Annotated in this window: 26 protein-coding genes; 9 read left to right on the forward strand and 17 right to left on the reverse strand. The window is 43.1% G+C overall.

Annotated features, from left to right (window positions below; genetic code table 11):
* Positions 1-7 precede the first annotated feature (7 nt).
* Positions 8-1,261, reverse strand: a complete 1,254-nt coding sequence (locus tag AC0L46_RS02785) for a sarcosine oxidase subunit beta family protein (protein WP_347982280.1) — start codon at positions 1,259-1,261, stop codon at positions 8-10.
* Between the two features lie 256 nt (positions 1,262-1,517).
* Entirely contained in the window at positions 1,518-2,417 is a 900-nt protein-coding gene (locus tag AC0L46_RS02790; protein ID WP_473505580.1) for a LysR substrate-binding domain-containing protein, read from the reverse strand.
* A gap of 136 nt (positions 2,418-2,553) precedes the next feature.
* Between AC0L46_RS02790 and AC0L46_RS02795 the strand changes: the two genes are divergently transcribed.
* Positions 2,554-3,705, forward strand: coding sequence for a TauD/TfdA family dioxygenase (locus AC0L46_RS02795; RefSeq protein ID WP_473505582.1), 1,152 nt, complete (start codon positions 2,554-2,556; stop codon positions 3,703-3,705).
* Positions 3,706-3,713: 8 nt separating this feature from the next.
* On the opposite strand, the gene AC0L46_RS02800 is transcribed toward AC0L46_RS02795, so the two are convergent.
* Positions 3,714-4,610 (reverse strand): LysR substrate-binding domain-containing protein, encoded by an 897-nt coding sequence (locus AC0L46_RS02800; RefSeq protein WP_473505584.1) that lies wholly within the window; start codon positions 4,608-4,610, stop codon positions 3,714-3,716.
* 81 nt (positions 4,611-4,691) lie between these two features.
* On the opposite strand from AC0L46_RS02800, the gene AC0L46_RS02805 reads away from it, so the two are divergent.
* Positions 4,692-5,345: a LysE family translocator gene (locus AC0L46_RS02805; protein WP_473505587.1), complete on the forward strand. Its 654-nt coding sequence runs from the start codon at positions 4,692-4,694 to the stop codon at positions 5,343-5,345.
* A gap of 145 nt (positions 5,346-5,490) precedes the next feature.
* On the opposite strand, the gene lhpI is transcribed toward AC0L46_RS02805, so the two are convergent.
* Entirely contained in the window at positions 5,491-6,447 is a 957-nt protein-coding gene (gene lhpI / locus AC0L46_RS02810) for a bifunctional Delta(1)-pyrroline-2-carboxylate/Delta(1)-piperideine-2-carboxylate reductase (protein ID WP_473505589.1), read from the reverse strand.
* A 535-nt stretch (positions 6,448-6,982) separates the two neighbouring features.
* Here lhpI and dctP point away from each other — a divergent pair.
* From dctP to AC0L46_RS02830, 4 genes are all read left to right on the forward strand, one after another.
* The gene (gene dctP, locus AC0L46_RS02815) at positions 6,983-8,044 is read left to right on the forward strand and encodes a TRAP transporter substrate-binding protein DctP (RefSeq protein WP_473505591.1); all 1,062 of its coding nucleotides are present in this window, start codon (positions 6,983-6,985) and stop codon (positions 8,042-8,044) included.
* Positions 8,045-8,122: 78 nt separating this feature from the next.
* A complete protein-coding gene (locus AC0L46_RS02820) occupies positions 8,123-8,632 on the forward strand; it encodes a TRAP transporter small permease subunit (protein WP_414680845.1) in 510 nt (169 codons plus the stop codon).
* A complete protein-coding gene (locus tag AC0L46_RS02825; RefSeq protein WP_473505593.1) occupies positions 8,629-9,951 on the forward strand; it encodes a TRAP transporter large permease in 1,323 nt (440 codons plus the stop codon). The genes AC0L46_RS02820 and AC0L46_RS02825 overlap by 4 nt, the downstream gene beginning before the upstream one ends.
* Positions 9,952-10,073: 122 nt before the next feature.
* Positions 10,074-10,805, forward strand: a complete 732-nt coding sequence (locus AC0L46_RS02830) for an AraC family transcriptional regulator (protein ID WP_414680847.1) — start codon at positions 10,074-10,076, stop codon at positions 10,803-10,805.
* A 55-nt stretch (positions 10,806-10,860) separates the two neighbouring features.
* Here AC0L46_RS02830 and AC0L46_RS02835 read toward each other — a convergent pair whose 3' ends face one another.
* Positions 10,861-11,466: a cupredoxin domain-containing protein gene (locus tag AC0L46_RS02835; protein WP_473505595.1), complete on the reverse strand. Its 606-nt coding sequence runs from the start codon at positions 11,464-11,466 to the stop codon at positions 10,861-10,863.
* 145 nt (positions 11,467-11,611) lie between these two features.
* Between AC0L46_RS02835 and AC0L46_RS02840 the strand changes: the two genes are divergently transcribed.
* Positions 11,612-12,337, forward strand: a complete 726-nt coding sequence (locus AC0L46_RS02840; protein ID WP_473505597.1) for a helix-turn-helix domain-containing protein — start codon at positions 11,612-11,614, stop codon at positions 12,335-12,337.
* A 6-nt stretch (positions 12,338-12,343) separates the two neighbouring features.
* On the opposite strand, the gene AC0L46_RS02845 is transcribed toward AC0L46_RS02840, so the two are convergent.
* The 6 genes from AC0L46_RS02845 to AC0L46_RS02870 all read right to left on the reverse strand — a co-directional run bounded on the left by AC0L46_RS02845 (position 12,344) and on the right by AC0L46_RS02870 (position 18,689).
* Positions 12,344-13,426 carry an ABC transporter substrate-binding protein gene (locus AC0L46_RS02845; protein WP_473505599.1) on the reverse strand — a complete coding sequence of 361 codons (1,083 nt, stop codon included), beginning with the start codon at positions 13,424-13,426 and terminating at the stop codon, positions 12,344-12,346.
* Positions 13,423-14,883 (reverse strand): sensor histidine kinase, encoded by a 1,461-nt coding sequence (locus AC0L46_RS02850; RefSeq protein WP_317004451.1) that lies wholly within the window; start codon positions 14,881-14,883, stop codon positions 13,423-13,425. The genes AC0L46_RS02845 and AC0L46_RS02850 overlap by 4 nt, the downstream gene beginning before the upstream one ends.
* On the reverse strand, positions 14,846-15,529 hold the full coding sequence (locus tag AC0L46_RS02855) for a response regulator transcription factor (RefSeq protein ID WP_414680852.1): 684 nt from the start codon (positions 15,527-15,529) through the stop codon (positions 14,846-14,848). Before AC0L46_RS02855 ends, AC0L46_RS02850 begins: the two co-directional genes overlap by 38 nt.
* Positions 15,530-15,638: 109 nt before the next feature.
* Complete coding sequence (locus AC0L46_RS02860; RefSeq protein WP_473505602.1) at positions 15,639-17,162, reverse strand: tripartite tricarboxylate transporter permease; 1,524 nt, start codon at positions 17,160-17,162, stop codon at positions 15,639-15,641.
* 1 nt (position 17,163) lies between these two features.
* Positions 17,164-17,604, reverse strand: coding sequence for a tripartite tricarboxylate transporter TctB family protein (locus AC0L46_RS02865; RefSeq protein WP_317004454.1), 441 nt, complete (start codon positions 17,602-17,604; stop codon positions 17,164-17,166).
* 92 nt (positions 17,605-17,696) lie between these two features.
* Positions 17,697-18,689 carry a Bug family tripartite tricarboxylate transporter substrate binding protein gene (locus AC0L46_RS02870; protein WP_473505604.1) on the reverse strand — a complete coding sequence of 331 codons (993 nt, stop codon included), beginning with the start codon at positions 18,687-18,689 and terminating at the stop codon, positions 17,697-17,699.
* Between the two features lie 352 nt (positions 18,690-19,041).
* On the opposite strand from AC0L46_RS02870, the gene yddG reads away from it, so the two are divergent.
* Positions 19,042-19,974, forward strand: coding sequence for an aromatic amino acid exporter YddG (gene yddG, locus AC0L46_RS02875; protein WP_473505606.1), 933 nt, complete (start codon positions 19,042-19,044; stop codon positions 19,972-19,974).
* Between the two features lie 21 nt (positions 19,975-19,995).
* Here yddG and AC0L46_RS02880 read toward each other — a convergent pair whose 3' ends face one another.
* The gene (locus tag AC0L46_RS02880) at positions 19,996-21,228 is read right to left on the reverse strand and encodes a pyridoxal-phosphate-dependent aminotransferase family protein (RefSeq protein ID WP_414680857.1); all 1,233 of its coding nucleotides are present in this window, start codon (positions 21,226-21,228) and stop codon (positions 19,996-19,998) included.
* A 301-nt stretch (positions 21,229-21,529) separates the two neighbouring features.
* On the opposite strand from AC0L46_RS02880, the gene AC0L46_RS02885 reads away from it, so the two are divergent.
* A complete protein-coding gene (locus tag AC0L46_RS02885) occupies positions 21,530-21,967 on the forward strand; it encodes a DUF3010 family protein (RefSeq protein WP_473505608.1) in 438 nt (145 codons plus the stop codon).
* 78 nt (positions 21,968-22,045) lie between these two features.
* Here the strand turns inward: AC0L46_RS02885 and AC0L46_RS02890 are convergent, their stop codons facing one another.
* From AC0L46_RS02890 to AC0L46_RS02910, 5 genes are all read right to left on the reverse strand, one after another.
* Positions 22,046-23,836: an ABC transporter transmembrane domain-containing protein gene (locus AC0L46_RS02890; protein WP_473505610.1), complete on the reverse strand. Its 1,791-nt coding sequence runs from the start codon at positions 23,834-23,836 to the stop codon at positions 22,046-22,048.
* Positions 23,837-23,903: 67 nt separating this feature from the next.
* On the reverse strand, positions 23,904-24,113 hold the full coding sequence (locus tag AC0L46_RS02895; protein WP_473505612.1) for a BrnA antitoxin family protein: 210 nt from the start codon (positions 24,111-24,113) through the stop codon (positions 23,904-23,906).
* On the reverse strand, positions 24,106-24,402 hold the full coding sequence (locus tag AC0L46_RS02900) for a BrnT family toxin (protein WP_473505614.1): 297 nt from the start codon (positions 24,400-24,402) through the stop codon (positions 24,106-24,108). The genes AC0L46_RS02895 and AC0L46_RS02900 overlap by 8 nt, the downstream gene beginning before the upstream one ends.
* 50 nt (positions 24,403-24,452) lie before the next feature.
* A complete protein-coding gene (locus AC0L46_RS02905) occupies positions 24,453-24,857 on the reverse strand; it encodes a hypothetical protein (RefSeq protein ID WP_473505616.1) in 405 nt (134 codons plus the stop codon).
* A gap of 265 nt (positions 24,858-25,122) precedes the next feature.
* Positions 25,123-25,857: a GNAT family N-acetyltransferase gene (locus AC0L46_RS02910; protein ID WP_473505618.1), complete on the reverse strand. Its 735-nt coding sequence runs from the start codon at positions 25,855-25,857 to the stop codon at positions 25,123-25,125.
* Positions 25,858-25,937 lie beyond the last annotated feature (80 nt).

Below are 25,937 nucleotides of genomic sequence, written 5' to 3' on the forward strand. Positions count from 1 at the left end.
TCCCCTATTAGTGCGCTACGCCGGCGGCACCGTGTTCGTCAATCAATGCGCCTGTGTAGAAGCGTTTAATGGAGAAAGGCTCTGCGATTGGATGAGGTTTACCATCTGCTAAAGTATGAGCAAACAGGTTTCCAGAACCGGGCGTTCCTTTAAATCCGCCAGTTCCCCAGCCACAGTTAAAGAATAAATTTTTCACTGGTGTTTCCGAGATAATCGGGCTAGCGTCTGGGCATGCATCAACAATACCGCCCCATTGACGGTTCATGCGAACACGGCTGGTGCAAGGGAACATTTCCACAATGGCTTGCAGCGTATGCTCAATAATTCCGTATGAACCACGCTGACCATAACCAACCCAACCATCGATGCCTGCACCAATGACCAAATCCCCTTTGTCGGATTGGCTCATGTAACCGTGAACATGGTTAGACATTACCACTGTGTCCAAGAATGGCTTGATTGGCTCAGACACCAAAGCCTGCAAAGGATGGGATTCTACTGGCAATTCAAAGCCTGCCATTTTCGCCAACACGCCGCTGTTTCCAGCCACAACACAACCTACGCGATCCGCTTTTAACACTCCGTGTTGTTTGGTTTTCACGCCTGTGATCTTGCCGTCGTTTATTTCCATATCGATGACTTCACAGTTTTGGATAAGATCCACACCCAAGGCATCCGCTGCTCGAGCATAACCCCACGCCACCGCATCGTGACGCGCGTTACCCGCACGACGTTGAACCGACGCCCCAAGGATGGGATAACGGGCATTTTTTGAACAATCTAGAGTAGGAATTTCTTTTTGTAGCTGCTCTGCATCCACCATTTCGTTGTCGATGCCTTGCAAACGGTTTGCTGCCACAAGACGCTCATTGGCGCGCATGTCCTGTAGTGTGTGACAAGTGTGATAAACGCCACGCTGAGAAAACATTACATTGTAATTAAGCTCTTGTGCCAAGCCTTCCCAAAGTTGCATGGAATGCTCGTACAAAGCGGCCGATTCATCCCATAAATAATTAGAACGGACAATGGTGGTATTACGGCACGCGTTACCACCGCCCAAATGACCTTTTTCCAACACAGCAACATTGGTGATGCCATGTTCTTTTGCTAGATAATAAGCCGTCGCTAAACCGTGGCCACCACCGCCAATGATAATGACATCGTATTTCTTTTTCGGCGTTGGATTACGCCATACTCGTTGCCAGTTCTCATGATGGCTAAGACTGTGTTTTAACAACCCGAAGCCTGAATAATGCTGCATCAGATCAGCTCCCTTAGATAAACAATCAGCATCGCTAATCGTCGTGGTGAAAAAATAAAAAATGGGGATGGCTCAAATCAGCCCAGACCGCCATAGGCCATGCATTTGCACTGATAATAAAGACAATGATTTAGGCTCTTATGCTTAAGAACGTCCAGTGAATGACAATTAACGACAGCTGACCAAAAACGACCTAAAAGCAAGTGTAAGAAGGAATTTTAAGAACTGATTTATGACAATGAATATTGTGGAATATTTAATCACTAGAAGAGGTTAATGCTTTCATTTCTTCATGTAACCAATCACGAAAAACAATGGCCGATTTTGTCAGTGGTTTGTCTTTAGGAAAGGCTAAATAGTAATTATCTTTGGTGTTGATTTTGGCATCGAATGGCGCTCGCAACTTCCCTTCGAGGCACTGTTTCATCAATAAGTCTGGATAAGCCAACATCACACCGAGCCCAGATTCAACCATAAGACTGGCGGCAAGTATGGTATCGACTTTATGACAAATAACCTGATTGGGATCCATCTTGATGCCAAACTGCTCAAACCATTCATCCCAAGAATGACTGACACCTAACACTTCAATCAAAGGCAAAGATAGAAGATCAATAGGCTTTGAAATAAGCTTAGCAATTTTGACTGAGCAAAATGGGGTTATCTCAGTCTTAATTAACGGCTCCAAACTGAGGTTAGGCCAATGGCCACTGCTGTTCATAATCGCAAGGTCATGATTGTTTTCCGAAAAGTCTCGATCCCAATTCGAGTGAACCAATTGCAGTCGAATTTCTGGGTAACGAGTACAGAACTTATGAATATTATTAGATAGCCAAGTATAAGAAAAAGCGTAGTTCACATGCAGCACCAAACGCCCCTGCCCAACCGGAGAAAAAATGTCCGCCGTCCGTCGCTGTAAGTTATTAAGCGTACTTTGCACAACGGGGAGATAGGCAAGTCCGCTGTTGGTTAAGGTGATTTTTCTGTGTTTACGAATAAACAAATCGTCGCCAAGGTGATGCTCTAACAGTTTGATCTGTTGGCTAACAGCCGATTGCGTCATATTCAATTCGCGAGCCGCCGCACTAAAATTAAGCAAGCGCGCTGCCGCTTCAAACGTTTTGACCCAATTCATCGCTGGAATGTCTGTTTTCATTATTCGTTCGCCTAATTCTCAAATCATTCATTAGCATCACTTATCATAATGCCTAAAATTCATCATTTTCATAAAAAATACAACCCGTTTAGCATACTGCATATCAACCTAATAACCTTCTCCCAAGGATTACGCCATGATATCAAGTGCTGTAGAGACGACTAACTCGAATCAACTCATTGTGTCCGTAGAAAAGGGTCAATATAGCCTCACGGTAAAATGGCATGACGGCTCTGAGTCCGAGTTCCATTACCTTTGGCTTAGAGACAATTGTTCAACTGGTTTCCACGAAATAACCAAGGAAAGATCGTTTGACTTGCTCAGTGTCAGTGAAAATATTCACCCGACTCAAATACAAATAGAAGAAGAAAACCTAATAATTGAATGGTCAGAAGGCGAACACAGAAGCGTTTTTTTACACTCATGGCTATTAAAACACAGCTATTCACGCACCGAAGATTTGACTCATGAAAGTCGTTACCAAAGTTGGGATGCTTCTTTTATTCATCGTCTCCCTCATGCAGATTACAACGACATAATGGCGGACGATTCAGGTTTGTACCAATGGATGGTGGCACTCGATAAATTCGGATTAACCATTGTTGATGGCATGCCAGACACTATTGAATTAACAACCACACTGGCATCTCGCATTGATTATCTAAGACAAACAAATTTTGGGACAACCTTTAATGTTGAGTCCGTTGCGGCTCCTATTAATTTAGCTTACACCTCTATCTCTCTGCCACTGCACACGGATTTACCGAATCAAGAAACACCGCCTGGTTATCAGTTTTTACATTGCTTGGCGAACGAGTGTGAAGGTGGTGAATCTATTTTTGTTGATGGTTTACGTGTTGCTGAAGAATTACGTAGCCAATGCCCAGATCATTTCAAGATCTTGGCAGAGCAAGCCATTCCCTTTCGCTTCCATGATCAAGAGCATGATATTCGCCAACACCACCCAATTATTAATTTAGACAACTTCGGCAATATCATTGAGGTCAAATATAACGCTCACCTCGCAGATGTCTTTGATGTGCCTGCGAACCTGATGCATGAGTATTATCTGGCGTATCGTAATTTAATGGCTCGACTAAGAGATGAACGTTTTGGCATTCAATTCAAACTCCAAGCAGGTCAAATGGTAGTATTTGATAATCGAAGAGTATTACATGGTCGTAATAAATTTGAGGACTCAACAGGTCGCCGACATTTACATGGCTGTTATGTAGATCGCACGGAATTCCAAAGCCGCCTACGAGTATTGGCTCAGAAACATCAATAACACGGCTTTTAAATCTGATTCACTTGATCTCTTAACCAATCACAAAAAGCTTTTATCCTTGGGTCTTGTTGTAGGTTATTTAATGTCAGAGCGGCGTAGCTATAACCCGTTTTTTCCATACCAAGTGGTGCAATGAGTCTTTGTTTTTCTAAATCATCAGACACCAAAGGTGTCGAACCAATTGCGACACCCAACTTATCTTGCGCTGCTTGTAGTGCATAAAAAAAGTGATCAAAATGCTGCTCATTTTTCGGGCTTTCTTTTTCCAAATCAGACGTATTGATCCAGTCATTCCAAGCATTGGGGCGAGTTCGGCTGTGTAACCAGTTGGCGTTAAAAAGGCCTTCTTGACTGTATTTTTCCCAGTAATCTTGTGTACACACTGGGCCTGCAAGTTCTTCGCATAAAAGTGTTACATGGTAGTCTTCGGGAATACCAAAATCGGTCCGACGAATCGCGATATCACAGTTTTCCGACAGCAAGTCAATCGGGCCACCCGCCATTCTCAGATCAACATTCAAATCAGGATATTTCTCATGAAAACCGCCTAAACGTGGCATTAACCAACGCATAGCCAAACTCGGTTCACAAGACACAGTCAAAAATGGCGATGCTTTATCGTGTCTATGTATCTCTTCTACCGTTTGGTTGAGTGTGTTTAACGTTTCCGTCGCAGCTTTAAAGAGTCGTTGTCCTGCCGTTGTGAGATACACACGTCGATTGCGCCGTATGAATAAATCAACGCCGATACGCTCTTCTATTTGAGCAACCGCTCGGCTAATTGCACCGTGTGTTAAATGCAGTTCTTGAGCCGCACGCGAAAAGCTTTGGTGCCGTGCGGCTGCTTCAAATGCAGGCAAAGCAGATAAAGGCGGAAGCCGTCTTTTTATGTGAATATTACTCACAGTATTTATCATTTTTTATCGATTTTATGGAGTTTTAAAATAATTCATACTCTTATTATTCACAAATAAGAGTAACTTACTATGTTAAATATAGATCACTTTGAACTCTACTCCGTCGCCGTTATCACCTTGTTAGCGGTTATCAGCCCTGGGCCAGACTTTGCAATGGTGTCAAAAGTGGCGCTGCTCAAAGGAAGAAGAAATGGTATTGCCTGTGCTTTAGGCATTAGTGCTGCAATTGGCGTGCATTTAGCCTATACCCTTTTTGGGTTAGGCGTCTTGTTTGCCAATAATATTTGGGTGTTAAATACATTATGCTACCTTGGCGCCTTGTATCTTATTTGGTTAGGTGTATCAGCATTATGGCCAGATATCAAAAGCATTTTCTCCAAAACGAATTCAGAAACAATGTCAGATAAGACAACACAAGAACTTGATCCAATCAAAAGTACATCGCCATTTTGGACAGGGTTTGCTTGCAACGCATTAAACCCAAAAACCATGTTATTCATCGTGGCTTTGTTCAGTCAGGTTATTTCAGACAAAACACCATTGGCAATGGAATTGGGATATGGAATTTATATCGCATTCGCCCATTTTGCATGGTTTGCTCTGGTGGCGTGTTTACTTACTTCGGCAAGTATTCAAAAGAAAGTATTGGTGTTTAAGGCATGGATTGAGCGCGTCACGGGAGTCTTGCTAGCGTCATTTGGGATACGTTTGCTACTCGAATAGCGCTTAGATTATCAGCTTTATCTAAAGTCCGATATGAACTAAAAAGTAAGCTAAAACGATAACTAAACACCTTAGTTATCGTTTTATTCCTGTGTAAAAGTGCTTGGCTTTTAATGCAATGAAACTTCAAAAAATAACGTGCTTCTTAAGCTCTATCGTACCAAAGCATCGCGGTGGCTAAATCTTCGATTGAAGAGCCAACCGCTTTAAACACTGATATGTCATTTTCAGGATCTTTAAAGGCTTTACGTCCAGCATGTTGGCCGCGGCTCAAGCTGAAAAAGTCGCCAATAATATGATCTTCCGTTATTGCGCCACTTTTAATTGGGCTAATAAAGTCTCCTGTTTCCGTCAAGGCAGCGGCTTTAAAGTCAGCAAAGACTTGTGCTTTTTGCATCAACTCATCGTCGACTTCACGCATATAAGGGGTAAAGCTACCGATTAGATCAATGTGTGTTCCCGGAGTAACCCACTCTCCCAGAACCATAGGCTCTTCGCTCAATGTCGCACAGCTGACAATATCAGCCCAAGCCACGGCACTCGGTAGGTCCTCTTTACTGACCACACTGGCTTTAATATTGAGATCTTTTTGAACCTGCTCTGCTAGACTTGCTGCGGATTCTTCGTGAATGTTATAGATTTTGATTTCTTCTAAATCTCTTACGGTTGCCATGGCGGGAATCACTTGGCTAGCCACTTTACCCGCACCAACAACCAATAAGTTTTTAGATTCTGGTCGAGATAAGTATTTAGCGCCCAATGCGGCAGCGGCAGCGGTACGTCTGGCTGTAATCACATTGCCATCAAACTGAGCTAATGGCAGACCTGTTTTTGCGCAGCTAAGAATATAAATACTGTTTAAACCTGGTAAGCCTTCCTCACCATTACTAGGAAAGACACTAACCTGCTTTACACCAAAATACAGACCTTCTAACCAAGCAGGCATTAACAATAATGTGGCGTCTTTTTTATTCGGAACGTTTAAATAGTGATGGTGACGCATTGGGCATTTTACATCTAATTTAAAGGCATCATCCAATGCTGAAATTACCTTCTCATAAGGTAAACAACCATCTTCATACTGCACAAAAATATTTTTCATTTGAGGTTCCCTTAGTGCTATTACAAGCCAATTTTCTCAAGAGTTTCTTGAAGTAGATAACAACAACCGATTGAGCAAGTAGCAGCAGATCCCCCTATTGATACAGATAAGTTTCATAGTCGAGCTCTGCCGTTTGCTTTTTCTTCGCCCACAAAAGTAAACAAAAACAGAGAAAAATCTTACCTATTTTGTGAAAAAGCCATGTTTTCAACAAAAACATCAGGATTTTTGACAAATTGAACTCTTCGAAACCCCATACAATCGATACACACCTTATGAAAAAGGGTTGTTTAATAAGAATTACTCTCAACCCAAATGCATCTTTATCTTTCAATGATAAAGATAAAAGAACACAACAAAGTTCTAAAAACCTAACTCAGCAATAAAGAAGAAAATAGGTTTGTAAGTAAACAGCACTCCGCTATTTGGCGAATACATTAAAACAACAAGCTATTCACGGAAGGCCGCTTTTTTCGTAAGGACTCAGATCCAATTTTGATAAATCATTAAAACGACAAAACATATAGGAACGAATATGAAATCAATTAAAAGAATTTTATCAACAACTCTTATTGCCTCAGCTGTTATGACGGCGAGTGTAAATATCAATGCGGCAGATAAAGAATGGCGCATGGCGACACCTTGGTCTGGCGGCCCTTGGCTAGAACGTGATGCGCAAGGTTTTGCGGATCATGTCAATTCAATGAGTGACGGTGGCCTTGAAATCAAAGTATTCCCAGGTGGTACATTAGGTAGCGCACTAAAAGTCACAGAAACCGTAAAATCAGGTGTCGCGCAAATCAGCCAAAACTACATCAACTATGATTATGGCGTTGACCCAACAGCAGCACTGCTTGCTGGTCACTCAAGCGGCCTAACACCTGAAGAATTCATGTTATGGATTTATCAAGGTGGTGGCCTTGAATTGTACGAGCAGTTCCGCTTAGAAAAATCGAAAGTTGTTGCTCTTCCTTGCTCTGTTTTGGGCACAGAAATCTTCCTTCACTCTAATAAAAAAGTGCAAACCTTTGAAGACTTCCAAGGCCTACGCCTTAGAACATCTGGCGCTTGGGCGGAAATCGCATCACGTTTGGGTGCTTCAACTGTCGTAATGGCAGGCAGCGAAATTTACAGTGCACTAGAACGCGGCGTAATTGATGCCGCTGAATGGGGAAGCCCAGAACTAAACAAACCAACAGGATTCCAGGAAGTGGCAAAATACGTCATGGTACCTGGCATCCATCAATCTGGCGGTGTTTTAGAATGTCAGGTTAACAAACGCGAATGGGACAAACTCTCTGAGAAAGAACAAAACGTATTGCGTAATGCAGCGAAATTGTCTGTATTTGATTCTTGGTTAGCCTCTTCTTATGCCGATCTAGCCGCTTATGAAGAACTAAAAAGCGGTAAAAACGAAATCGTTAAACTAGATCCTAGCTTTATTACTAAAGTCCTTGAAGAAACAACTGCATGGGAAGATGAAAACGCAGCGAAAAACCCTTGGTTTGCCAAAGTGTTGAACTCGCAACGCGCATTCAAAGCAGAAATGACAAACTGGTCAGAATATCGCCTAACGATTGGTGAATCTGAACTTTAATAAATGAGAGAAGAGACGCTAAAGGCGTCTCTTCTGTTTTATTTGTCCACTATTTAAAACAGTACCTTCAGGAAAACAATGATTCTTATAAAACTGTTAGAGATGACGACGCGTTTCTTTGGAGCCATTGCCGCCCTATTGATCATTCCGCTTGTCGGCGCACTCATCATCGAAGTATTCAGCCGCCATGTTTTAGGGTCACCAACTGCTTGGGCCTTTGAAATTAGTTACATGGTAATGGGAACGCTGTTTGTGCTTGGCATGGCGAATGCTCTACGTCTTAAGCAACATGTCAGTGTCGATCTTCTCACTATGAAAATGCCAGTAAAACTCGCCGCTGGTATTCGAGCCATTTTTTATATCATGCTGTTGCCCATTCTTATTTGGTTAACTTGGGAACTTGCACACTACTTTTACGAAGCCTACGAAAGTGGCGAAAGATCTGGACGATCTGCGTGGAACCCAATTATTTGGCCAATTTATTTCACTTGGTTCTTAGGTTTCTTATTACTCGTTTTGCAACTTTTCGCCGAGCTCCTTAAAGCCATCATTACCGTTTTTAGTAAGAAAGAGGATGACTTTGCATGAGTGATTTCCTACCTATTTTAATGTTTCCTGTGCTCATCCTATTTATTTTTCTAGGAGTGCAAATTGCGTTCGCCATGCTACTCACCGCCGCTATTTTCGGCTTAATGATGTTTGGTGACGTCACAGCTTATCAACTATTAACCAAAATCGAAGAAACCGCGTCGAACTCTATACTCGCCGCCGTGCCTTTATTTATCTTTATGGGTGCCATGCTAGAAAAATCCGGCATAGCAGAGCGACTGTTTCATGCGATCCACTTATGGACCAAACGCCTACCTGGCGGCATAGGTGTGGGAACTATTCTACTAGGTGCCATCTTCGCAGCATCCAGTGGTGTGGTTGGTGCAACGGAAGCTGTTATTGGCTTGCTAACCATTCCTATTATGCTCAAGCATCAATATGACAAGCGCTTATTATCTGGGCTCATTTGTGCCAGTGGCTCCTTGGGCACCGCGATTCCGCCTTCTATTACCGTTATTGTATTAGGTCCTGTTGCGGGTATTTCAGTTGGCCAATTATTCAATGGCCTATTGATTCCTGGGCTATTAATGGCGGCATTATTTGTGATTTATGTAATTGCCTTGGCTTATTTCAAACCTGAGCTCGCACCAAGAGAACAAGGTGAAGTCGGTGCACCACTTGGAGAAAGATTAAAAGTAACCGCGACTGCTATTTTACCTGCTGCTGCTTTGATCTTTACGGTGCTCGGTACAATTTTACTGGGTATTGCAACACCTACAGAAGCCTCTGCTTGTGGTGCGCTCGGTGCCGTACTGCTATCGCTTTGTTATAAAAGCTGTAGTGTTAAAGTACTGTGGGATTCTATGGTGCGTACAGTGAACATCACCGCAATGATCTTATTGATTGTTATGGCTGGTGGTATGTTTGCAGGAATTTTCTTTGCAACAGGTGGCATGCAAACCGTTCAATCATTGCTAACTGGATCTGGTTTTAGCCCATATACGGTACTGGCATTAATCTTGTTTATTGCCTTTATTGCGGGGTTCTTATTAGACATGATGTCGGTTGTGCTCATCGTTATTCCAGTGGCTATTCCAGTGGTTCGCTTACTAGGGTTTGATGACATCTGGTTCTGTGTTGCTTTCTTAGTCGTATTGCAAACCAGTTACTTAACACCGCCTTTGGCACCATCGATTTTCTACCTAAGAGCGATCTCGCCAGCCAGCATTACGTTAAAGCATATGTACGCTGGAGTGATACCTTTCATCATCATCCAGTTGATCGTTTTGTTCATCATTCTAATCTTCCCTGAAACTGCTCTATGGTTACCAAGAGTGCTTGGTGGACCGAGCTGGTAAAACCTCAAAACACAACTCAGCAGAAGCCTTTTTGTTGAGTTGTGTAATCGATAACAATTCCTATTGACTTAACCTAAAAAATATAAGAATGTGTAAAGATTGACAGAATTTTTAGGTTCAAAATGCATGTAAAAAGTGTTGTTTTAGCTAATGAAAGTGACCAACATAACCACAACCACCATCAACTGATTATCGCAGAAAAAGGACATGCACTCTTCGAAATTGGTGGTAAAGGTGGTGTTGTTGACAATCTTCATGGCTGTATAGCGCCCGCCAGTGAAACACACTATTTTGAAGGAATTGGTGAAAACAGTCACATCGTTATAGATATACCGAGCCTACCTCTGCACAGCCGATTAGAAACGCTTTTTGAACAACCTCATTACTTCTCTGCCGACGATAGCCTGAAAATGTTGATCTCATATCTAACAAAAGAGTCCAACACGTTTGAGTTATTCCCTGAAGCAGGTCAAGGCTGCACACTTAGCTTAATCGCCTCCCTACACTCTCGAATTCTAGGTGATACACGCCAATATAAAGACCGTAAGAAACTCGATATAGACTCTATTTCACGCTTTATCGACGAGCATATTGATCAAAAGCTTTCCATTGCTCAACTTGCTGAAATGCATCATGTCAGCCCTGGTCATTTTAGTGAGCTGTTCACCAACGCTGCGTCAATTACACCTTATCAATTCATCCTGAGAAAACGTCTAGAAAAAGCCTACAATCTTATTGTGACAACGAACAAACCTTTATCCATCGTGGCCGATGAAGCTGGATTCAGCAATCAGAGCGCCATGACACACTTATTCCAGCGCCATTACGGACATACACCTAAAAGCTTGCGTTAATATACAGAATTGTTAGGCAGGCTACTGGTTTTTACAAGCAGCAGCCACCTTTTGATTAGTAACCGTGAGAATCGTGATCAACAAATTCGATTGGCGGAAGCAACTCAAGTTTCACTGTTTGCGCTGTGTCGCTGGTGATATCAATCATTTTCTCTGAAGTCACACCTTCAATAAGTCTTTCACTCCAAAATGACACTTTATCGCCTAACTTAGCTGGCAAGGTGACTTGGCCGTTTTTATCTGTTTTAACCGTGTATTCATTGTCAGCCACGTAGATATAACCAATCATGCTGTCATGAATATTACAGCCTAAAACAACCATACCCGGCGCATCAAATTGTATTGGTGGAATTTCAGACCCCTTATAAAGCTTGATTTCAAAGGCTTTAGGAATAGAAAAACTGTAAACATGGTGACGAATATCATCACTGTTTGGAAAGCTCACATATTGGTCTTTCTGAACAATTAAAACGCGAGGCACGAAAGAGGAATGTATTTGGTTCATCTTCTCTACCTCGTCTGGCGTCAAAACAAAGCTGCCAGACAAACTCACAACGGCATTGGAAACAGGCTGATCATTTTGATCATGGATAGTTAAAGTCATATCAGCCCAAACATTTGATAGGCTTAAGCTACAAACTAGAGCGATTAAATAACGCATGATGTTTCCTTTTAATTTTAGTTTTAAACTGTGTACGATTTATAAGCTTAATCAGATTATAATGAATACTTCAAAAAGTCCCACAAAGTAATGTGTTTCTATTACAGAATTAAGAAAACAGTCACCTTTTTAAGGAGCTAATACGATGCGAAATTCTATCGAGGTTATTTCCTATAAAGGTACGGCTGACGCACATCTTCATTCTCACACTCAAATTGTCCTGCCGCTTTCTGGTAGCCTACATTTGGAAGTCGAAAAGCACCAACAGCCTATTCACTTTGGCCAAGCTTGTTATATTTCCACCAGCCAAGCTCACACTCATTTGGCAGAACAAGACAATCGCTGTTTGGTATTAAACGCCTTACCTGTCTGGGACCAGAAAATCGAAAGCGAATTCAATTTTATTAACTTAACACCACAAGCGCAGGCTTATTTACCCTTTCTATCCAGCCTAACGGCAGAAGCCAATAACAGCGTTAAAACACACCAAGCTCTGAATTTACTTGAGCATCTATTACCTATCCCTCAAGACAAAATCAGTCATTCTGATGTCCGCTTAACAAAAGCAAAACAGCGTTTAGACAAAGACTTTCAAGCCTCTTGGAGTTTGGCGGAACTGGCCGAAGACGTACACTTAAGCCCAAGCCAATTGAGCGTTTTATTCAAGCGCCACTTTGGTATGACGCCAAAACAATACTTGCTCAACCGCCGTTTAGAAGAAGCCAAAATATGGCTCTCATCCACCAACAAAAGTTTAGACTACATCGCCTACAAAGTCGGGTTAAGCAGCGCCAGTGTGTTAGTAAAGCTCTTTTCCAAACATTATCAAACCACACCAGGGCGCTACCGTAGCCAGCATTTTTCTTCGTAACGCCCGCTATTCTTCCTTGATTTCTAAAGCGGCTTCCCAGTTACGAATAAAGCGTTTTTGCTTCGCAAAATCTCGTCCAACCAAAAGTTGCTGATCAAGCTCTATCACGCCAGTGGGTCCCGGCGCACTGACCACATACAAGTTATTTGGATTATTCGCGTCAGGTTGGATAGGAAATAAAAGATCCTGAGTCTGCATCATTTGTTGGGCCGTATCAGACAACAAGAAATCAAGAAACAGCCCTGCGTCTCTAACATTCGGAGCATTATTCGGGATGAATGCCGTCCGCATTAACATGAGAGTGTAATCTTTTGGCAAAATCATTTTCAGCCGATCATCTTCTTGTGCCCTTTGTGACGCATAAGAGCCAAGTAAGTTATAGCCAACGGCCAGTTTTCCGCTCGCAATATCGTCGATAATTTCATGAGTACAACAGTAAGTTTGAATGTCGTGGTTGCCGAACGCTTCTAGCAAACGGCCCCATGTTGCGTCGGCTTGTCGCGCATCCTGACTTGCCAACAAATAACCGACACCACTCTGGCGAATATCATAGGTTCCAATCCGCCGAGTCATCTCTTTGCCATGCTGTCGAATGGTTTGCAATAAAGACTGTCTGTCCTCAGGCAGAACACCGGGGAAAGTCTGTTTATTCACCAACATTACAACCGGTTCTAGTGAAAAAGCAAACAGCTGATCCCGCCATTTAAAGTTGTCTGGCAAGAGCATAGTAGCTTCTGATTGATAGGTTTGAGCGTACCCGTCGTTGACTAATTTAAGGTGTAAATCCATCGCACTGCTGATGGCCAAACTGGCAACAGGTTCCTTCTGTTCTTCCATGACGAGAAAGTACAAATCCTGCGTACTTACATCTCGATAAGCCAGTCGAACATTCGGATAAAGGGAAACAAATGCATTTAAAATCGGTTCAAAAGAAGCCAAATCCATGGTCGAATTTATGTGTAATATACGTGTCGCATTTTTATTACCAAACCACACCGAGTCATTGGCGAACGCGCCTAAACTGATCACACTGAAAAGTAACGCGACTAACGAAACTATGGCTTTTTTCATCACAAGCAATGATTTCATACGGAGCGACTCCCCATTCTAAACTTGGCAAAATCAACCTGAAAAGTGGTGCCTTTCGGTTCCGTGTCCGATATCAAAATACGTGCGGAATGATGATCCACAATGTCCTTCACCATAGCCAAACCCACTCCGCTGCCCGCCATGTCATATCGGCCTCGATAAAAGCGCTCAAACACCCGCTCTTTTTCGACATCTGGAATCCCAACTCCGTAATCAATCACGTTAATGCGATAAAACTCATCAAACTCCTGAACTTGAACAATGATCTCCGATGCATGTTCCATGTCTGCGCCGCTATAACGCACTGCATTCTCAATAAGATTTTGCATCATTTGCTGAATCGCAAAGCTATCACCCAATACCAAGGCCGTTTTTATGGTGCAATCAAGAGACAATAAAACCCCTTGATGCAACGCCGTCACCGCCTGTTCGCGGCAAGACGCTGTGATCGGTTCCAACAAATTCACAGGCTCTAATCGCTGTGTTTGTAAGCGATGGGAAACAACCGCTTGATTAAGCAACAAGGTCACTGTTTGCCCTAAGGCATCACATTGCTTCACGATGTTTTCAAGCGCTTCGTGTTGTCTTTCTGGGGAGGTGTTGTCTCGTGCATTTTCAGCCAAAGCACGCAGACTGGCTAATGGCGTGCGCAATTGATGCGCTGCGTCGGCTGTATAATTTTCCAACTGTTCCAAGTTAGTTTGCAGCCTGACCATGAAATGATTAATGGCCACTTTTAAATGGTGTGTTTCTTTTGGCGTATTAATATCAATTGGCGTTAAATCTCCCATAGCACGGTCTTCTAATGCCCGTTCGATACGATGTAACGGCCTTAAAACAAGATGACTCCCTATGGCGATCAACGCAATCGCAACCAAGGCAATCAGCACCACAACCTCTACCGCTCGGCGCGTCACAGCGGAAGCCATTTCTTCTCGTGATAATCGAGTATGACCTAATATGATTCGCACAGTCTGCGCCCCTTCAGGATCAGTAAGGTGGCGCTCAAGCCAAGCAAAGCGCACCATTTCGCCAGAATATTCTTGGTTGTAAAATTGGATTTGATTTAACACGGGAGGATTGGGCGGCAAACTATGAAGGTCTTCATAGCCTGTAATGTAACCTTGCTCTAAGCTCTCTACTTTATAAAAAACGCGATCTTCATCTGCTTGCGCCAAGGTGGCAAAGGCAGACCAAGGAATATCAATACTGACTTCGTTTCGGATCAGGCCGACATTTTCATCCATCTGCAACAAAGCACTGCGCAGTAGACGATCATAAGATAAATCCGCTAATTTACGGCTGTAGTCAAACACCAAATTCACAGCCAATGCCGCAATAATGCCGATGACTAAAACACCCGCCAAAATAAAACGGAAACGCAAAGAAGGCGCTTTATTTAATGCGGTGATTTCCTCTTCACTCAGATTTTGATGGTGTAGAGATTTCGGCCACATAACCAATGCCCCTTAGCGTATTGATGGTTAAATCCCCTTTGATCATTTTCTTGCGTAAGCGACCAACATACAGCTCTATAGCGTTTGGCCCCGGTGTTTCATTGAAATTAAACAAATGATCGGTGATTTCGTCTTTGCTCAAAACACGCCCTAAATGGCCAAGAAAAATCTCTAGTAAGCGGAATTCACGGTTGGTAATCGCCGTCAGTTCACCATCAATAAACACCTGACGGCTGTCTCGATTCACCAGAATATTACCATGCTCAGTTGTGTTAGCAGCATAGCCTTGCTTTCTACGTAGCAAAGCTCGGCAGCGAGCTTCTAGCTCGCCAAAATCAAATGGTTTGGTTAGATAATCGTCTGCGCCTTCATCCAACAATCGGATTCGATCTTCTATCTGATCACGGGCAGTTAAAATTAGAACAGGAGTGTCATCTTCACGCTGGCGAAGCTTTTGTAATAATTGCAGGCCAGATAACCCTGGTAGATTCAAATCCAGCAAGATCAAATCAACAGATTGGTACTTCAGCAATTCATCCGCTCGCTTACCATCTCCGATCAAATCGACACCATGACCTAGACTTGTTAACCGCTCGCAAATTGCTTGCCCTAGAATTTGAGTGTCTTCAACTACTAAAATCCGCATAAAACTCAACCATCTTATTATTTTTGTGTATTGTCTTTTTGTTTAAACGAAAAAATTCGAACCGCCAAAAAACGGTTCGAATTAAAAAGTTAACTGCAATTTTTTGACGTTAACTGTCTTCTGATACAGCTTTTGACTTCGCCATTTTCGCTCTAACAATAGGGCCAACAATGATAGGCAAAATCAACCCAAGGATAGCAACCGTCCAAAGACCAATGCTTAAGCCACTGTTGAATAATACGCTCCAATCACCGTCAGAAAGTACTAATGCATGACGTAAACTTTTCTCCATTTCAGGCCCAAGCAACATGCCCAAAATAATCGGCACAAGAGGGATATCGACTTTACGGAAAATGTAACCCAATACACCAAAGCCAACCATAAAATACAAATCTAACGCGCTGTGGCTCACCGAGTAAATACCAACCGATGCAATTAGCGTCACGATTGGCATCAAGTATTTAGGTGGAATGCTCAGCAACTTAACAAAGATGCCCACCATCGGAATGTTTAATAGCAACAACACAAGGTTGCCCACGAACATCGCCGCGATAACACCCCAAACTAGGTCAGCATTTTGTTGGAACAACATAGGGCCAGGAGAAATATTCAAAGAGATCAACATCGCCAATAATACAGCCGTTGTACCACTTCCAGGCACACCTAAAGTCAACATAGGCACCAAAGCACCAGATGCTGCGCCATTGTTACCGGCTTCTGGCGCGGCCACACCGCGAGGATCACCTTTACCAAACGAGCTATCTTTATCAGACACGCGTTTTTCCAGCGTGTAACTAATGAAACTTCCCAAAGAAGCACCCGCTCCTGGAAGAACACCTGCAACAAAGCCCAATACTGCACCACGGAAAGAAGCTGGAAGCACTTTCACAATGTCTTTTGGAGACAGTTTCAGTTTGTTAATAGCCACTTGTTTCAAGCCATCACCTGCGTGACGCTCTAAGAAAAACAGCAATTCACTGATCGCAAACAAACCAACAATGGCGATGATGAAATCTACCCCTTCAAACAACTCAAGCGTGTTGAAGGTAAAGCGTTGAACGCCAGTAGAAATATCGATACCAACAGAGGCAATCATCAAACCAATCGCTGCAGCCATTAGCGTTTTAAACTGATTTTTTCCTGTTATACCACCCAGAGTGGCAAACGCCAGCGCAAACAAAGCAAAGTATTCTGAAGGGCCAAATTTCAACGCAAATTTCGCTAAGATAGGCGCCAGAATCACCAAGCCAATTGTTGCAATGAAACTACCGATGAAAGAAGCAATAGCAGAGATTGCTAAGGCTTCTGCAGCCTTGCCTTTCAGCGCCATAGGATAACCATCTAAACAGGTCATCATGGCAGGCTCATCACCCGGAATATTCAACAGGATAGACGAAATACGACCGCCATACATGGCACCCGCGTAAACAGAGGTTAATAAAATCAAAGAAGAGGTTGGCGATAAACCCAAGCTGAACGCAAGAGGAATCAAGATCGCCACACCGTTCGCAGGGCCAAGACCCGGCAAAGCACCAATCAAGGTACCCAAAATAGCACCAACAATGGCAAACATGATGCTTTCAGGCGTTAATGCAACGGCAAAACCGTTCATTAATAAGCTCATAGTATCCATATTAAAACTCCAATAGACCCAGAGGCAGTGCTAGTTCAAGCACATTATTGAATAGGAAGAAGATGATTACTGAGCTTGTCACACCCGTGATCAGACTCTTAGCAATACTCGCTCCCATACGCCAACTTAAAAAGCTCACAACCAAGGCCGCGGCAGGCATAAAGCCAATCGGCTCAATTGCCCAAGCAAAAGCCAGCATGGAAAGAACAACAACGCTCAATTCGATAAGCATCGCCACTGGCGCCCACTTCTCATCTGGGTCTGGACGAACAATCATGTAAATCGAACTAATGCCTAAAATGATGGATAACATGATAGGAAAAGTTTCAGGTCCAACACTTTCGTGTCCACCAAAAGGGACGGGGAACTGAGTCGCTTCCCAACCGTAGGCCACGGCAAGAATCAACATCAGCATGCCAAACACACGATCATTTATGCGCATGTCTCTGCTCCATGTAAGTAAATCGTAGGGATAAAAAGAAAACAGGAGGGGTTACCCCCTCCAAATAGCGGTTCAAAATCACTTAAGAGGTGTTATTTGATTAAACCTATGTCTTGAGAAAGTATTCTGATGTCCATCGTTTGGTTCTTCACGAATTGGTCAAATTCAGCACCAGATTTGTGGAATGGGATAAGGCCGTTTTTCTCCATAACATCTTTCCATTCTGGAGTTTCGTACAATTCATCAACTGTATTTACCCACCAGTCGTAAGACTCTGAGCTCGCGTTACCTGGTACGTAAAATCCACGCCAGTTTGGCGCGATAGAATCAATACCCTGCTCCATTGCAGTAGGAATATTATCGAAAGGCGCTGGCAAACGAGTTTCAGAAAGCACAGCTAGAACGCGTAAATCGCCAGAATCCATAAATCCTTTTACTTCTGAAATATCACCAGTGAAAGCATCAACGTGACCGCCAACCACTTGCACTAAGGCTTCAGAACCACCGCTGAATGCTAAGTAACGAACTTGAGGAAGCTTTTCAACATTGGCTTTTTGCGCAGTCATCAAGACTTTCAAATGATCCCAGCCACCAGAAGCACTACCACCAGCAAATTTCACAGAGCTTGGGTCTTTCTTCAACGCTTCCATTACTTGAGTAAGAGAGGTGTATTTTGAATCTTTACCAACGGCGATGATGCCGTAATCTGCACCCAAAGTACCTACCCATTTCACTTGGTCAGCACTCATGCCAGGGAATTGACCCTGAGCAAGACGGGTTGTTGTTGCTGTACTTGCAGCCACAATTAGGTTGTCATCTTTCGCACGTTTACTGATTGTGTGAGCGAAAGCAACACCGCCACCCGCACCAGACATATTCACCGTTTGAACATTGCCTTTAATGTATTCAAGGTCAACTAAAACCTTGCCAACACTACGACAAGTAAAATCCCAACCGCCACCAGGGTTTGCTGGTGCGATACATTCTGCACTGCGAGCGGGTTCGTACGCGTAAGCTTGGCTGGCAACCGTTAAAACGGCAGCACTAGAAATAAGAAGGGATTTCAAAGAAAAGGTATTAAGCATGACAGTCTCCTGCTTGTTATTTTTTTTGTTAGGTAATCATGTCCCGAAAAGTAGACTTTCAGTAAACTAGATTGCGTAAACCTTACTCTCCAAACCTGTCACCACCCTGTCATGGTTTAAGATTTCTCATTAAATTATGGTCACTTAAACTTTTTTACGGATAACATCATCACTTTTGACAACTCATAACAGGCATTTTTGACAACCGCTCAACAAGAAAATAAGTAACATTAGGTCATCTTTACACTGCTTAAAAAGTCATTCACCTTAGCGTTTGCTGAATCGCTTTTTTTAAGCGGCTAGACGTTTGAACCAATACATAAATTCCAAGCAAGATGTTTTAGGAAGCACCATGACCAAACACAACCCAAGAGCCACCTTAATTGGCAGCATTGCGATTTTACTTTGGAGCACACTGGCTCTGTTCACGACACAAGCCAACTTGGTGCCGCCGCTTTTATTGCTGACTCTTACGTTTGGCGTGGCGAGCATGCTCTTCTTTATTGTGTATTTACTAAAAGGCGAGTTGAAACGCTCTTGGCAACTCACACCTAAAAGCGCCATTTTAATGGGCGGTTTAGGCTTCTACTTTTATCACTTCTGTTACTTCTACGCTTTCCAACATGCGCCACCAGTAGAAGCTGGATTAATCGCCTATTTATGGCCACTTCTGATCGTCTTAATGGCTGGAATGACAAAAGGAAACTCTTTGTCTTGGGCGCATTTAGTGGGTGCTGTTATCGCTTTTATTGGCACAGGAATCATGCTGCAAAGCAAAGGGCAAGTGTCTGACTCTCAAATAGACAACGCATATCATTGGACAGGTTATGGTGCTGCTTTTACCTGCGCTTTAATTTGGTCGAGTTATTCAGTGGCCAATCGACGATTTCACGCGGTTCCTTCAAGCTCAGTACTTTGGTATTGCTTGGTCACGACTTTATTGGCTGGCGGCTCTCATTTGGCCTTGGAAGAACAAAACTGGTCTTTCCCTGTTTCCACATGGATTGCGGTTCTAGGGTTAGGACTTGGCCCTGTGGGAGTGGCGTTTTTCTGCTGGGATATGGGCGTTAAAAAAGGCAATTTATCTTTGCTGGGCGTGCTTTCTTATACAGCACCAGCACTTTCTACGGTTTGGTTGGGGATCTTTACAGAAGCACAATTAACCACAGGACAAATCATCGCTTGCACCCTGATCACGCTAGGCGCTTTGTTCGCTAGCCTAATGCCGAATAAGCAGTCAAACAAAAAAATGCCTTCAGTTTCTCAGGAAACAAAAGGCATTTGATTCATAAAAAGTATTGGAAAACTAAGCTACTTGATAAAGAGGACGAGGTGTTTTTTGCAAGTAGCTTTCCATTTCTGCCATGCCATTCGGCTGGTCAACTTTAATACCTAAATCGCGCATTGTGCTACCAAAGGCATGCAGTGTACGGAACAAGTTATGTTCGCGGCATTGCTCGCCCATTTGACCAATACGCACGATCGGCTGTCCAAACGAACCGGCAATTTCCACTCGGTACATTTCTGAAATGTGTCGGCAAATTTGCTTCGCGGTTAAGCCTTCTGGAATATTGATTCCGATGACAGAATTCAAGCGAGATTCATTAGGTATGAAGAGATCTAATCCCATTCCTTCAATCCCAGACTGCAATGCTTTTGAACAACGTAAATGACGAGCAAAACGGTTTTCTAACGTCTCATCACACACCAGTTTTAACGCTTCATGCAAGGCCATAATGCCAGACACAGGCGCGGTGTAGTGATAGCCGTCTTTGTGCCAAAAATTCTCAGCCAATTGAATATCGAAACACCACTGAGCTGGTGGCTTGCTGCGGTTTTTCGCTGCCGCCCAAGCTTCATCGGAAAACGCCAATAAGGACACCCCAGGAATCGACGACAAACCTTTCTGGCCGCCAGTGATCACAACGTCTACTTTCCATTCGTCCATTTTCAGCGGCATGGTACTGAGCGTACAAACGGCATCCACCACAACCAAACAGCCGTAAGATTTCGCGATTTTCGTGATCTCTTCCAAGCTGTGATTGAACACAGTGTTAGAGGTTTCACCTTGCACCATGGTTAATACTTTTGGACGCGTTTCTTCTATGGCTTTTCTCACTCGCTCTGGATCAGCCGCTTCATGAACGCCCACATGCAACTCATGTACATCCGCACCAACCCGCAACGCCATTTCCGCCATACGGTGACTAAAGAAGCCATTGTTGATACATAAAATGCTTTCGCCCGACTGCATTAGATTCGCTACCGCCATCTCCATCGCAGCAGAAGCCGGACCCGCAACACCAATCACCCACTTAGATTCAGTTTGGAACACGTAACGCGCCATGCTCTTAACCTGACCAATAACCTCTGCCATCACATCACCAAGATGGTTTATCACCACAGAATTGGCTCGGGCGACGCGTTCTGGAATAGGTACTGGGCCTGCGCCCATCATAAGCAAAGGTTCATGAGGAAGGATTTCATCTAAAGATTTCACCTGAGGACGAGAAACACCCATTGGCGATGAAGCAGTCATTTTATGCAGCCTAATTTTCAAGAATTAAAGAAAAACATTTCTACAGTAAAAAACCGTTTTCAAAGAATTTACAGTAGAAAATCTCGTGTTTTGTTATTTAACAAAATAATATTTTGAAATACTACAATACTCTTATAGAAAATAAGAGACGGCACAGTCAAAAAAGTGCAATAAACCACAAGCAGATGCATTCGCACTAGATCTGACTCGTTTCTCTTCTCACAGCCAGTATTTTTTACTCTGCGTCAATCGAATGAAGTGTGCGATAATGGCCAAAACCACCCTATTCAGGATCAACACTATGATTACTTGCGGTATCGAGATCAAAGGCAGCGAAGTCATTCTTTGCCTTATGACCAAACAAGACGGCTTATTCCAAATACCAGACTGTCGCCAAATACGACACACATTGAGCAATTCAAACGACAGTGAAGCCGTTCGAAAATTTCAATTCATGCTTAAAAAGCTGTTTGAAGATTACAAGGTAACAAGAGCCGTTATTAAAGAACGTCCAACCAAAGGCAAATTTGCTGGCGGTGCCGTCGGTTTTAAAATCGAAGCAGCAATACAACTGATCAATACTGTTCAAGTGGATCTTTTCAACTCAGCGACAATCAAAGACGTTCTGCAAAAGAACCCAATGCCGATTCCATTCAAAGCAACAGGGTTACGAGCCTTCCAAGAAGGTGCATTCACCACAGCTTATGTTGCTTTGTCGGAGCAAACTGCTGAAAAATAAGCTCTGACAAAACGCAGAAAGACATTAAAAAAGCGGACTTAGTAGATCAAGTCCGCTTTTTTGTATCACCAAAACGGATTATTTATTTCCCTGCTCAAACTGTAGCTCACACAAACGCTGATACAGTGGCGATGAGGCCAACAAAGATTGATGCGTTCCCGAATCAACAATGTGCCCTTTATCCATCACCACAATCTTGTCCGCATGAATCACGGTCGCCAGACGATGCGCAATCACGATCGTCGTTCGATCCGCCATTAACTCATTCAATGCCTCTTGCACATGAAACTCACTTTGCGCATCCAGCGCGCTGGTCGCTTCATCAAGCAATAACACGTCAGGGTCTTTCAAAATCGCGCGAGCAATGGCAATGCGCTGCTTTTGACCGCCAGACAAACGCACACCTTGCTCCCCTAAAAAGCTCTCATAACCTTGCGGCAATTGCTCAATAAAATCGTGGGCATTGGCACGCTTTGCCGCATCCACCACCTCTTCAAATGACGCACTAGGTTTACCGTAAGCAATGTTGCGCATCACATCATGACTAAACAACACAGGCTGTTGCGGCACCATGCCCATTACATCTCGTAATTCAGACAAGGATAACTGCTCAATAAAAACGCCATTGAGTGTGATATGGCCTTTTTGTGGATCGTAAAAACGTTGCAGCATTTCAAACATGGTGGTTTTGCCAGCGCCCGACGGCCCAACCAACGCCACGGTTTGCCCATGTTCAATAGCAAGATTGATGTTCTTCAGCGCCGCCACATCAGGACGAGAAGGATAGTAAAAATCCAAATCATGAAAACCAATTGCAAGAGAAGCTTGATCCGACTGTTTTTCAGGAAGAGATTGTGGATGGCTTGGTGAGGTAATCATGCTCTCAATCTGCAACAACTCCAACAAACGCGTTGCCGAACCCGCCGCCCGCTGCAATTCACCATACACTTCCGCCACCGTTGCCACAGACATGGCCACCATAATTGCGTAGAAAACAAACGCGCCTAATTCACCGCCCGTCATTCTCCCAGCAATCACATCCATACCACCCACCAGCAACATGACACTGATCGCCGCAAAGGTTAATAAGATCACCGCCGCAAACAAAAACGCCCGCTGCTTAATGCGCTTCTTCGCCACATCAAAGGCTTTTTCAACTTCATGACCAAAGGCTTTCTGCTCAATGGATTCATGATTGTAACTTTGCACCACCTTGATGTTTTGAATCATCTCGCCCGCGTAAGTGCCAATATCGGCAATGGCGTCTTGGCTGCTCGATGCCAACTTCCTCACACGACGACCAAACACCATCATGGGAATCAGCACAAAAGGAACGCACACCACCACAATCATCGACAGCTTAAAATTGGTCACGAACAACATAATCAAGCCGCCCAACAACATGAACAGCGAGCGCAGCGCCATGGAAAAAGACGAACCAATAATGGATTGCAGTAAAGACGTATCGGTCGTGAGTCGAGACATCAACTCACCACTGCGGTTTTCTTCGAAGTAACTTGGATGCAAACGAATAATTTGATTGAACACCGCCGTTCGAATGTCAGCACTCACTCGCTCACCGAGCCACGACATCAGGTAAAAGCGGAAAAAGGTCCCAAAAGCCAACAAAGAGATCATACCAATCAGCAACAAAATCGTGCTAGTAAGCTGCTCCACCGAGCCAGAAATAAACCCGTTGTCGATCACCACCTTCACGCCCTGTCCTACCGATAAACTGATCCCCGCCGTGAAGACAAGAAAGAACAAGGCCAAAGCCACCTTAACTTTGTAAGGCTTAATAAAGCGAAGTATCGGCAACAAACTTTGATAAGCGCCAGGGGAAGATTTGGAGTCAGAAGAATGTGGCAAGAGAAGGCCTTTTAATAGACGAGAAGAATGAAAAAAACAGTAGCTTACTAGCGTCTTTTCAATTTAATTACTGCCAATTAAGCTTTAGTTCCTTATGGCTTTGAGCACAGTCTTTAAGATAAAGATTAATTAGGTTTTGATAAGGCACGCCATTTTGCTCAGACAGCTGCTTAAAGTAGTCGATTACATCTTGATCTAAACGAATCGTTATTTGTTTTTTAGACTTTTTCACATACGGATTAGGTACAGAATTAGAAAAGTCATATTGATCACGCATATCTATACTCCTCGTATTGTTTACGTTCATGTTTGTCTGCTTTTCTCGCAGAAATGATACGAATTCTATCATCTGGCTCCCTGTAGCAATGACACACAATTAACACTTTTAAATCAATGCTTTGGCCAAGAATAAGAAAACGCTCCTCCCCAAAAGAACTATCTGGGTCAGGTATTAAGCGAGCATGCAAATCAGAAAATACAGATTGAGCTTCATCGAAACTCACACCATGCTTTTTGATATTTATACTGGCTTTTTGAGGGTTCCATTCAAAAGTAATATCTTCCATAAATTATAGTGTAGTTATATTGTAATGCAGACGCAATACGATAAATTCAGTTAACCACTCACTAAAAAACGAAAAGGCAAATCCCCAAAGCCCCAGATCAAGGTTCCTGTCATCAACAAAATACCTTCGTGTTTCATGGTTCTTTTTTCTAAACCGGTTTTCAAATCGTCTTCCAATGCTTCCGCTTTCTGCTTCCATATTTTGACCTGCTTTTCATCAAGACGCTTATGCTCATATTTTAGGTTCGCATAGGCATTGGGCGCTTCACGCTTTAGTACTTTATGATCATCTTGATGCGCATAAAACTCTAAAATCGTGTACAAAATACCAACGATCACAATAAGCGAACCACTGCGCGCAAACCAGTCGATATCATCAAGGAATTCAATGTAAGACAATGTTGCTCCCAGACAAGCAATAAGCACAGCAACACAGTAAGTGATATAAGTGTTCATTCGAGGTTTTGTTCCTTAAACAAAAGCGGAAAGAGGTTATCAAGGCGCATTATACAGACATTTGTTGAACACCCACTTTATGAGTCAAGCCCTCTTTTCGGATATTAATATTCAATCAGATACTTCCTTTAGGTAACGTTTTAATAGTACACATGCGCGTTATTGTCTCAGAATTAGAGAGCCACACAAGAATGATGAGGGATCAGATACGAGGAAGTTGAATTTGCGTTTAATTCAACCCTGCTCCCAATTATTGGTGCAGGTGTTAATCTAGATTGCGAATACGGTACCAGTACTCGTAGCTTTGCTGAAATTCCATTTTCTCATATAAGCTAATAGCTGGTTTATTGCCTGCAACAACTTGAAGATATGAACGAGTTGCGCCGTTTTCTACTGCCCAGTGAAGCATACCTTCTATTAATTTGGTGGCATAGCCTCTATTTCTGACAGATTTATGAGTGGCAATATCAAAAAGCCCAAATAACCCATTTGCCACCACGCCTAACCCACAAGCTACTTCTACTCCATCTTCAACCAAAACAGCAAAAAGCATTTTGTCCTCAATTCGGTCAATCATTTCAAGATGCGTTAAGTGCTCATCGAAGCTTAACTCACTAATCTTGCAAAACGATTTCACCCAAGCTCTGCTGGTGAATTCAGGGAAGCAAACCTCTTTAAAGCTGTCGTTTTCAATTGACCTTTCCAAAACAAGAGAGCGATCTAAATAGCTATATCCTGTTTCTTCTAGGTAGCTATCCAATCTTTGATTTTCACTAAAAGACGTTAAGCGAAAAATACAAGGAAGACTCTTGTCCTGAAAGTATTGCTCGTATCTGCCCACAAGCGAGTCGAAATCTGAGACTTGCTTTTGAAGTAGGTTTACAGAATTAGCCCTTTTCGTATATTCATTAGAAAAGCGCAATACAATGCCATCTGATTCCGATTCTTCTAATGCAGGCCAAGATCTGAATCCTGCTTTTTCGATTTCCGTAAAATACAAAATTCGGCCTCATGTTTGAGAAGGTTAGTGCCTTGCTAAGCGGCGTGTGGCAGTTGGCTAAACTGGCGAGGAACGAGCGT

Source organism: Marinomonas sp. 15G6-16, from assembly GCF_055809555.1.